Origin of the sequence: Pseudomaricurvus hydrocarbonicus (assembly GCF_011602365.1) — a bacterium.
GTDB lineage: Bacteria > Pseudomonadota > Gammaproteobacteria > Pseudomonadales > Cellvibrionaceae > Pseudomaricurvus > Pseudomaricurvus hydrocarbonicus.
Genome location: NZ_JAAONZ010000008.1, coordinates 123,562 through 134,113 on the forward strand (window position 1 = coordinate 123,562; position 10,552 = coordinate 134,113).

At 54.5% G+C, this 10,552-nt stretch carries 6 protein-coding genes; all 6 read left to right on the forward strand.

All coding sequences use genetic code 11. From position 1 onward, the window contains the following. The first annotated feature begins 59 nt into the window (after nucleotides 1-59). The 6 genes from fusA (at nucleotide 60) to G8770_RS12275 (ending at nucleotide 10,419) form a co-directional block, all read left to right on the forward strand. Nucleotides 60-2,171, forward strand: coding sequence for an elongation factor G (gene fusA / locus G8770_RS12250; RefSeq protein WP_167186865.1), 2,112 nt, complete (start codon nucleotides 60-62; stop codon nucleotides 2,169-2,171). 48 nt (nucleotides 2,172-2,219) lie between these two features. Next, nucleotides 2,220-3,443 carry an elongation factor Tu gene (gene tuf / locus G8770_RS12255; protein WP_167186866.1) on the forward strand — a complete coding sequence of 408 codons (1,224 nt, stop codon included), beginning with the start codon at nucleotides 2,220-2,222 and terminating at the stop codon, nucleotides 3,441-3,443. A 203-nt stretch (nucleotides 3,444-3,646) separates the two neighbouring features. Continuing rightward, nucleotides 3,647-4,345: a Crp/Fnr family transcriptional regulator gene (locus tag G8770_RS12260; protein ID WP_167186868.1), complete on the forward strand. Its 699-nt coding sequence runs from the start codon at nucleotides 3,647-3,649 to the stop codon at nucleotides 4,343-4,345. Nucleotides 4,346-4,699: 354 nt separating this feature from the next. Further along, nucleotides 4,700-6,973: a TonB-dependent receptor domain-containing protein gene (locus tag G8770_RS12265; RefSeq protein WP_167186871.1), complete on the forward strand. Its 2,274-nt coding sequence runs from the start codon at nucleotides 4,700-4,702 to the stop codon at nucleotides 6,971-6,973. Nucleotides 6,974-7,187: 214 nt separating this feature from the next. Further along, entirely contained in the window at nucleotides 7,188-8,507 is a 1,320-nt protein-coding gene (locus tag G8770_RS12270) for a serine hydrolase domain-containing protein (RefSeq protein ID WP_167186874.1), read from the forward strand. 580 nt (nucleotides 8,508-9,087) lie between these two features. Further along, entirely contained in the window at nucleotides 9,088-10,419 is a 1,332-nt protein-coding gene (locus tag G8770_RS12275) for a TolC family outer membrane protein (RefSeq protein ID WP_167186877.1), read from the forward strand. The last annotated feature ends 133 nt before the right edge of the window (nucleotides 10,420-10,552 follow it).

The following is a 10,552-nucleotide window of genomic DNA, read 5'->3' on the forward strand; positions in this document are numbered from 1 at the left end:
GGCAGCTATCATCGCTGCCTTTTGGCGTTTGAACGAAACGATTATTGGAGATTGTTTCTGTGGCACGAAGTACTCCTATCGCGCGTTACCGTAACATTGGTATCTGTGCGCACGTAGATGCTGGAAAAACCACGACGACTGAGCGTGTGCTTTTCTATACCGGCTTGTCTCACAAAATTGGTGAGGTTCATGACGGTGCTGCCACCATGGACTGGATGGAGCAGGAGCAGGAGCGTGGTATTACCATCACCTCTGCAGCTACCACCTGTTTTTGGTCGGGTATGCAGCAGCAATTCGACAAGCATCGCATCAACATCATTGATACCCCGGGACACGTTGACTTTACCATTGAGGTGGAGCGCTCCCTGCGCGTATTGGATGGTGCCGTTGTGGTCCTGTGTGGTTCCTCCGGTGTCCAGCCCCAGACAGAAACGGTCTGGCGTCAGGCCAACAAATACGAAGTACCCCGCATGGTGTTCGTCAACAAGATGGACCGTGCCGGCGCTGACTTCGAGATGGTGGTCAAACAGCTGAAAACCCGCCTCAATGCGAATCCGGTTCCTCTGCAAATGACCATTGGTTCTGAGGAGAACTTCAAGGGTGTCGTTGACCTTCTCAAGATGAAAGCCATCTTGTGGAACGAAGGGGATATGGGCATGACCTTTGAGTACGGCGACGTACCTGAAGACATGCTGGAAAAATGCGAAAGCATGCGCGAATACCTGATCGAGGCCGCGGCTGAAGCATCTGACGAATTGATGGAACGCTACCTCGAGGGCGAAGAGCTGTCGGAAGAGGAAATCAAGGCTGCTCTGCGCAAGCGTACGCTGGCCAACGAAATTATTCCGGTAATTGGCGGTTCGGCCTTTAAAAACAAGGGCGTACAGGCGATGCTGGATGCGGTGGTGGAATACCTGCCATCGCCCGAAGAAGTCAAGGCCATCGAAGGCACGCTGGAAGACGGGGAAACCGTGGATACCCGCGAGGCCAACGATGAGGCGCCGTTTGCGGCCCTGGCGTTTAAAATTGCTACTGACCCCTTCGTGGGGACGTTAACTTTCTTCCGGGTCTACTCCGGTAAGCTCGAGAGCGGCACCGCAGTGTACAACTCGGTGAAAATGAAGAAAGAGCGTGTCGGGCGGATGGTGCAGATGCACTCCAATTCCCGTGAAGAAATCAAAGAAGTGTTGGCCGGCGACATTGCCGCCGCCATCGGCCTGAAAGATACCACCACGGGCGATACGCTTTGCTCCGAAAGCGCTAAAATTGTTCTTGAGCGCATGGAGTTCCCCGAGCCGGTGATTTCTGTGGCGGTAGAGCCCAGAACTCAAGCGGATCAGGAGAAAATGGGTATCGCTCTGGGCAAACTGGCTCAGGAAGATCCGTCTTTCCGGGTTAAGACCGACGAAGAAACCGGGCAGACGATCATTTCCGGTATGGGTGAGCTGCACCTGGACATCATCGTCGACCGTATGCGTCGCGAGTTCAGTGTTGAGGCCAACATTGGTAAGCCGCAAGTGGCATACCGCGAGCGTATTACCCGAACTTCCGAGATTGAAGGCAAATTTGTGCGTCAATCCGGCGGTCGCGGTCAGTACGGTCACGTGTGGGTTAAGTTTGAACCTGCCGAAGATACAAACGCTGAAGGTCTGGAATTTGTGAATGAAATTGTCGGGGGGACTGTTCCGCGTGAATACATCCCGGCGATTGAAAAAGGCATTGCAGACCAGATGAAAAATGGCGTGTTAGCCGGCTTCCCGCTGTTGGGGTTGAAGGCAACGCTGTTTGATGGCTCTTTCCACGATGTTGACTCTAACGAGATGGCGTTTAAGATTGCAGCCTCAATGGCCACCAAGAAATTGGCTCAGGAAGGCGGAGCAGTCCTGTTAGAACCAATGATGAAAGTTGAGGTGGTAACCCCTGAAGAGAACATGGGTGACGTGGTCGGTGATTTGAACCGTCGCCGTGGCTTGATTCAGGGCATGGATGAAAGTCCGTCTGGTAAGGTTGTTAACGCTGAGGTGCCGCTGGCCGAAATGTTCGGTTACGCCACTGACCTGCGTTCGGCAACTCAGGGTCGTGCGACCTTTACCATGGAGTTTAAGCATTACGCAGAAGCTCCAAAAAATATCGCTGATGAGGTGATAGTCAAAAACAAGGGCGGCGAATAACTCGTCGTTTTATCATTCGTTACTGAATATTTTTAGAGGAATAACACAGTGGCAAAAGAAGCATTTGAGCGGTCAAAACCGCACGTAAACGTTGGTACCATCGGTCACGTTGACCACGGTAAAACTACTCTGACTGCAGCTCTGACTCGCGTATGTGCGGAAGTATGGGGCGGTTCAGCCGTTGCTTTTGACGGTATCGATAACGCTCCTGAAGAACGTGAGCGCGGTATCACCATCGCAACGTCTCACGTTGAGTACGATTCTCCGGATCGTCACTACGCGCACGTAGATTGCCCGGGACACGCCGATTACGTTAAGAACATGATCACCGGTGCTGCTCAAATGGACGGCGCTATCCTGGTTTGTGGTGCGACTGACGGCCCAATGCCTCAGACTCGTGAGCACATCCTGCTGTCTCGTCAGGTTGGTGTACCTTACATCGTAGTTTTCCTGAACAAGGCTGACCTGCTGGCTGAAGACTGTGGCGGTTTCGGTACTGAAGAGTACAACGAAATGCTGGAGCTGGTAGAAATGGAGCTGCGTGAGCTGCTGGACCAGTACGAATTCCCAGGTGACGACACTCCAATCATCGCCGGTTCTGCCCTGATGGCTCTGAACGGTGAAGACACCGACGGTCTGGGTACCACTGCGGTTAAAACTTTGGTTGAGACTCTGGATTCTTACATTCCTGAGCCTGAGCGTGCGATCGATGGTGCTTTCATTATGCCAATCGAAGACGTTTTCTCCATCCAGGGTCGTGGTACTGTTGTTACCGGTCGTGTTGAGCGCGGTATCATCAAAGTCGGCGAAGAAATTGAAATCGTGGGCATCAAAGACACCACCAAGACCGTTTGTACGGGTGTAGAGATGTTCCGCAAGCTGCTGGACGAAGGTCGTGCGGGCGAGAACTGTGGTGTTCTGCTGCGTGGTACCAAGCGTGAAGAAGTTCAGCGTGGTCAGGTACTGGCCAAGCCGGGTTCAATCACTCCACACACCAAGTTCGAAGGTGAAGTTTACGTGCTGGGTAAAGATGAAGGTGGTCGTCACACTCCATTCTTCAAAGGTTACCGTCCACAGTTTTACTTCCGTACCACTGACGTAACTGGTGCTTGTGAGCTGCCAGAAGGCGTTGAAATGGTAATGCCAGGTGATAACATTCAGATGACTGTTACCCTGATTCACCCAATCGCCATGGACGAAGGTCTGCGTTTCGCTATCCGCGAAGGTGGCCGTACCGTTGGTGCTGGTGTTGTAGCTAAAATCATCGAGTAATCGATAGCAGATTTTAGATACCGAAAAGGCCGCATTATGCGGCCTTTTTTTTGCCTGCGGTAAGCCCTGCTCCCTGTTACCATACCGGGAGCTTACAGTGCTTCTTGTCTTGTTCTGCTCGGCAGAACCGTGACAGCCAACGGTTGTTGCATGCCCTTGGATAAGATATTAAATTTGGAAGTGAAAACCTAATCGGCAGGGTCATGGTGGATAAAACTCTCATCTCAACCGCAATTCGCGAGAATGTCTGGTTTCAGGGTATGCCTGAAGACATGCTGGACCGGCTGGTTGCCATGGCCAGTATTAAGACTCTGGCCGATGGTGCTTACCTATACGCTAAAAATGAAGAGGCTGACGGCATCTACGCGGTGTTGGCCGGGGCCATCGTGGCGGGTGGCTGTTCCGAAAATGGCAAGCGAGCGGTGTATGCGGTTCTGGAGCCTGGCAGTTGGGTCGGGGAAGCGTCGATGTTCGATCGGCGCCCACGGGTGAGTGATGCCATTGCCAAGGGCGAGACCAAAATACTGTTTATTCCCAGGGTCAAATTTCAGCAGTTGTTGGATGAGAGGCCGCAACTCTACAAGTATTTTATTGGTATTTTGTGTGAACATTACCGGCAGGCCAGTCGCTTGGTGGAGGCCAGTATGATGCGCTCGGTGACGGAACGACTGGCGTTGCGGTTGCTGGACCTGACTGCCAGGTATGATTTTTCCTGCCAGGATGGCAAGCCTGCTTCGGTGAAAGTGTCTCAGGAAGAATTGAGCCTGATGGCGGGCACCACCCGCCAGCGGATCAATCAGGAACTCAAAAGCTGGGAAAAACACGGTTGGATTGAGGTGAGTTATGGGTATGTAACTATTCTCGACCGTGCAGCGCTGGAAGGCCTGTTGACGTTGATCTGAAACGGCAATTCCCCTTCGCCTTGAACCCTCATGAGCTTGGTTCCCGGGCAGCAGCGATGTGCCTGCTGCGTCATAGATCGCTGCATTTGTGTCCACACTCTCCTTGCTGCCTGATTCTTGCAGGCCTTGTCTTAACTCCCTCCTCTTGTTTCATGCCCCCGCAACGGTGCCTTTAATCACGGTTTAAGACAGTGCCGCTAACTGGGCGTCTTTACGCCGTGCTTTTGAGGCGGCATTGCGCAATGTCTTAAACCGGACAGTCCTGCGTGTGCCCGCCGGTATAGTATTTTGCCTTCCCGCTAGAGAGACGAGTTTGATAACGCGGATCTAACTATAAAAAAAGAGGATTGGCTTGTGAGTTCAAGAATAACTTCTAAACACACCGTTCACCCAGTGAAGGACACCCGAAAAAAAACCCAAGTGCTGCCGAATTTGCTGGCTCTGGCCATCGGCGGTTCGACGCTGCTGTCAGCTACTGCCGGTTTTGCCGCGCAGACTTTTTCCCTGGAAGAGGTGGTCGTAACCGCCCAGAAGCGCGAAGAGCGCGCGCTGGAAGTGCCCATTTCCATGGCGGCTCTGGGAGCGGAAGCCCTGGAGCAAAGCGGCATCAAGGAAGTGAAAGACCTTGGCGAGATGGCACCTAACGTGCAAATGAGCCAGGACAGTGATTTCAGTTCCCGGGTGACCATTCGTGGCGTCGGTGCCAACAGCCGTAACATTGGTTTCGATACCCGTGTGGGCGTCTATCTGGACGGGGTCTACCTGGGGCAGTCCCCGGCGGTTAACCAGGGGCTGGTCGACCTGGAGCGGGTGGAAGTGCTGCGCGGCCCGCAGGGCACCCTGTTTGGCAAGAATACGGTAGCCGGAGCCGTCAACCTGATTTCTCGCAAGCCCGGCGATGAGGTTGAACTGGAATTGGGCGTCAATGTGGGTAACTACAACAGCCGCGAATACCAGCTGCGGGGCAATTTACCGTTGACCGACACGACCGCCATGTCCGTGAGTCTCAACCAGACCGAGCGCGATGGCTACATTAAGAATCTCTACAACGGCGATAAGGTGAACGGTCGCGATTCGACTTCCGGGCGGGTCATGCTGCGTTCGGATCTGGCCGACAATCTGACGTTGAGCCTTGCCGGTGACTACATGAGCCAGGACCGCTGGGGTTTCAACGGTGAGCCTCTGACCTCCATCTTTGCCAGCGGTTACCCCACTGCGGGCAACGATAAGTATGAGATGAACCAGAACCGCACCGTACCCGAAGACAAGGAAATCTGGGGCACGTCCGCCACCGTTGACTACGACATGGACAACGGTTTTTCCTTCAAGTCGATCACCTCCTATCGCTATACCGAGATGATCTATGGCACCGATGTGGACTTCACCGAGCTGGATCTGGTGAACACCGCCTATGAAGATAGCTACAAGCAAATGACGCAGGAATTCCAGCTGACCTCGCCGGCCGATTCGGCGTTATCCTATGTGCTTGGTTTGTACTACTACGCTCAGGACAGCGAAACGGAACGCTTCGCACTGGCGGGAGAGCATATTGGTCTGTTCCCGTTTGGTATTGCGCCAAACTCCACCGCCGTAGCCTATGGCGGCACGGTGGATACGGAAAGCTTCTCCATCTACGCCAATGGTAACTACGACATTACCGACCGCCTCAGTTTGGGGTTTGGTTTTCGTTACTCGGAAGAGACCAAGGACGTGGACTGGACCATCGATGGCAGCAATTCTGGCGGCTTTAATATCGCTACCGGTTCGGTAAAAGATTCGCGCACCGATCGTGACTTGTCGCCGACATTGAGCGTAAATTTCGCTCTGACTGACAACAGCTTTGTCTACGCGCGCACCTCTACCGGGGTTAAGAGCGGTGGTTACAACCTGGACTTTGTCAATGCCGACCAGTTTACCGGCAGCCCGGAGGATATCGAGTTTGATACCGAATCCGTGATCAGCCACGAGTTGGGTTACAAGGCCGAATTGCTGGATCGCCGGTTGCGACTCAGCAGCGCCGTCTTCTATTCCAAGTATGACGACTATCAGGTCAATCAGTACATTGAACTGGGTGGTGGTGGCACCGCACTGACCATCACCAATGCCGCCGAAGTGGTCAGTAAAGGGGTGGAGCTGGAAGCGACCTATGTCCCCACCGACAACCTGCAGATCACAGCCGCGCTGGGTTTGCTGGACACCACTTTCAAGAGTTTCCCCGGTGGCGGCGATGGCGGTGCGGATGCCTCAGGCAATGACCTGCCTTACGCACCGGATACCACCGCGTCACTGGGCGTGCAGTACTATGTGCCCATGCCTTCGCTGGCGGCAACACTGCTGTTGCGTGCGGACTACAGTTACACCTCGGAGCGTTACCTCACGCCGAGCAATAACGACGGCTTCAGTAATGGGCTGGTGGATGTGGCTTACGACCGCCTGGAAAGCTACGACCTGGTCAACGCCCGCCTGGGCCTTATTGACGATGCCGAGCATTGGGAGGTGTACCTGTGGGGCCGCAACTTGGCCGACAGCGACCACATGAACTACAGCTTCCGGGATTTCCTGGGGACTTACGTGGCTGGCTATGCGATGCCCAGAACCTATGGCATCGAGGGCAAGTACCGCTTTTGATCCGGACAGCGGTTACGCTCAGATCGCGACTGTAAAGTCGGTTCTGGGCGCACTGGTGATGAGGCTGCTGAAAGACGCAATGTGTCGGTCAGCAGCCTTTTTGGGTTAAACCGGGGTGAATTCAGAGAGCCTGTTTTCGCCCGAATGACGTTAAACGCAGACCGCTAGGGTGGGCGTGAGGAGGTTGTGGATGATGTGGCACGGGAGGGTGTGTATGAAAAGTTGGGCAAGCGCCGGTTTGGCGTTGTGTTTGATGGTTGGGTCGCTGGGTGCGGGGGCCGAGTCCGCAAATGGTTCTTTATCTAAACCCGCGAATGGCTTTTTGCGGGATGCGGCCGGGGGCTACAGCGCGGAAGCGGCATATCAGCTGCAGGAAAACTGGACGCTGCCTCGATTTCTGACGGTAACGCCGGAGGGGGCATACTCCTATCTGCATCTGGCGACGCAGTTGCCCCACGCCACCATCTATCGTCAGGGACCGGTGGTGCCGCTGGTGTCAGAGCTCGATCCCCGGCTGGGTCAATTGCCGGTCGAATGGCAGGGTAAGCAGCAAACGCTGGACGAGGTGATCCTGTCGCCGCAGTCACCCCTGCAGGGAGTGATAGTCATGCACCGTGGCAAAGTGGTCTATGAACAGTATCCCGGCATGCGGCCTTTTGATAATCACGTGTGGATGTCAAATGCCAAGCCGGTGGCCAGTTATCTTATCGCCCAGCTGGAGGGCGAAGGGCGGCTGGATGTTGAACAGCCGGTGGTGCGTTACCTGCCAGCGGCGGCGGGCACCCACTGGGAAAACATCAAGGTGATTGATGTCCTCAACATGCAGACCGGGTTGGATCTGGTGGAAAATGCGGCCGCGCGGGCCAACCCGATGTCCGGCTTTAGCCGTTTTATGGTGGCGGAAGTGGGTTACCCCAATCGGGAGGGTGAGGTACTGACGCACAATGAGGCGCTGCTGTCGGTCGGCTACCTGGGCGAGCCGGGGCAGAAATTTGAATACTCGTCGGCGAATACCCAGCTGCTGGGTCTGATCATTGAGTCGATCACCGGGCAGCGGTTGGCGGATGTCATCTCGGAACGTGTGTGGCGCCCCATTGGGGCAGAAGGCGATGCGCAACTGGCGCTGAGTCCTCAGGGCAACGGCATCATTCACGGCTTGATTTCATCGCGACTGGTCGACATGGCCAGGTTTGCCATGTTGTACACACCCAGTTGGCACAAGGTGTCAGAGCAGCGTCTGGTGTCGGCCGCGAGCCTGGAGAAAATTCGCACAGCGGGCAACCCCGCAGCCTATTATCAGGGCGAGATGGGGCCAAGACTGGCGCGCCTGTTTGGTGAGCGCCCGGTATCCAACGCCTATCAGTGGGATGCCATTTTTGCGGATGGGGATATGTATAAGGGAGGCATGAACGGGCAGGGGCTGTATGTGTCGCCGGATAAGGATCTGGTGGTGGCCTGGTTTGGTACCGGCTTTGCTGAGGTGCCGATGGAGCGCTTGGCCCGCACCGTTGCGTTGACTCGGCCTACTTTGTGACGCTCGCGGATGAAGTTGTGACTGTGATCACCAAATAAGGGTATTTAGACGCCAACGTCGGGACATTATAAGAAGCTGGGGGCTGACATCCTCCGGCTTTTTTTATTTTTATGATTTATATGGGTATCTTTTTTAGAACATTTAGTTATTTGTGGTTGTCGCTTGAGGACGAATTTTCGTCAGCATCATCCCTGTGTTGGTGCTTGAGGCGCAGTTTCAAGGTTTAATGCCCGATTGTGGTCCACTTCTAGAGAAATTAAACCCATTAACCAGTTAACTTTTGAGAATTAGTCGCCTTATCCCTTATAACCTGAAATTTTTAAAAAAAGCGTCAATAGTGTGATTGCTTTGGCAAAACGTATGATTAGCAATGCGAGGTTGTTATGATAACTGGCGCTAAATTCCACTCTTTCTCATCATGGATGATTTTATTTGGTGAATTTTATCTGTGTCGGCTAGGGGTGGCTAACAGAATAATCTCATAACAACGACTGACAACCAGATTAGAACGGTCGTTGGCTGTGTGCCCTTTGGCAGGGGCTGTGGTCGCAGGATTGGGGATCTCAAGGAATGGGTGTTAATGAAAAATTATATAACCGGGGCCGGTGTAGCCTTATTGTGGCTCGCGAGCGTGCCGTCACTCGCCAGCGAAGGCTTGCTGGATATTCTCAGTCAGGCGAAAACCGCGGATCCCAGCTTTCGCGGAGCCGCCTTTGAACGGGCTGCCGAGCAAGAGGCTGTCAAACAGGCGCGAGCCCGCCTGTTGCCGTCGCTGTCGTTCAACGCCGAGCGGACCGACAACAGCGATGCCATTGTCGAATCGGAAAACCAGGTGGCGAACGCCTCCTCTGCCGATTACGAGACCACCACCTACGCCCTGACGCTCAATCAATCCATTTATAACCACGAATACTGGGTGCGCTACAGCCAGTCCAAGGTGGTCCGCGATCGCGCGGATGTCGAGTTTGACAGGGCGCGCCAGGATCTTCTGATCAACGTGGCCGAGCGCTATTTCACGGTGCTGAAAACCGAAGAACAGTTGAGTGCCATCAGTGCCGAAAAGGAGGCGCTGCAGCGCCATGTGGAATACGCCAGCAAAAGTCGCAACGCGGGTCTGGGCCGGCGAGCGGAAGTGGTGGATGCCGAAGCCCGCTACTACACCGCGTTAGCGGAAGAGGCCCAGTTCAGCAAGGGGCTGGACGATGCTCTCTTTTCGCTGATGCAACTGACCGGTCAGTTGCATGAAGAGTTGCGCCCGATGCAGGAAAAACTGCCGTTGGAACTGCCGGATCCGGCCATGCCGCAACCCTGGATTGAGCGTGGGGTGACAGGCAATCCCGACATCTTGTCCCAGCAGTTCACCCTGCAAGAGGCGCGTATGGAGGTCAAGGCGCAGACCGCCGGTCACTATCCCACCTTAAGTTTGGTTTACCGCAATTTTGATGAGGACCAGGGCGGCTCTCTGTTTGGCGGCACCAGTCGCATAGAAGGCGATGAAATCGCCCTGCAGCTGGAGGTCCCGATCTATCAGGGGGGCGCTGTCTCTTCCCGCCGTCGTGAAGCTATAGAGCGCATGCACAAGAGTCAGGAAGATTTGACGCGGGTGTTGCGTGAAGTCAAAACCGATGTCAATTCCGCGTTTCAGGGGGTGATGGCCAATATCGCCCAGGTAAAAGCGTTGCAAAAAACGGTGAGTTCACAGCGGGAAGTGCTGCGCAACAAAGAGAAGGGGCTGCAAGCGGGTCTCTACACCATGCTGGTGGTTCTCGATGCGCAACGCGATCTGGCGGACGCCCAAAAGAATTATATTGAAGCGCGCTACGACTACGCCATCAACAGCTTGAAGTTAAAGCGGGCGGCGGGCGTACTGGTGGAAGGCGATCTGGTGGCGATCAACAACTGGCTGCGCTAGCGCCGGTAGCATGAACGTTACAGTTTCCTCCGGGAACCATGGCATCGATTCCGGTGCCATTTCACGATCAAACATTGTTACAGGGAAGGCCACAGTGTTGTGGCAATAACTATTCAGCTCAAGGGCTAGGGCT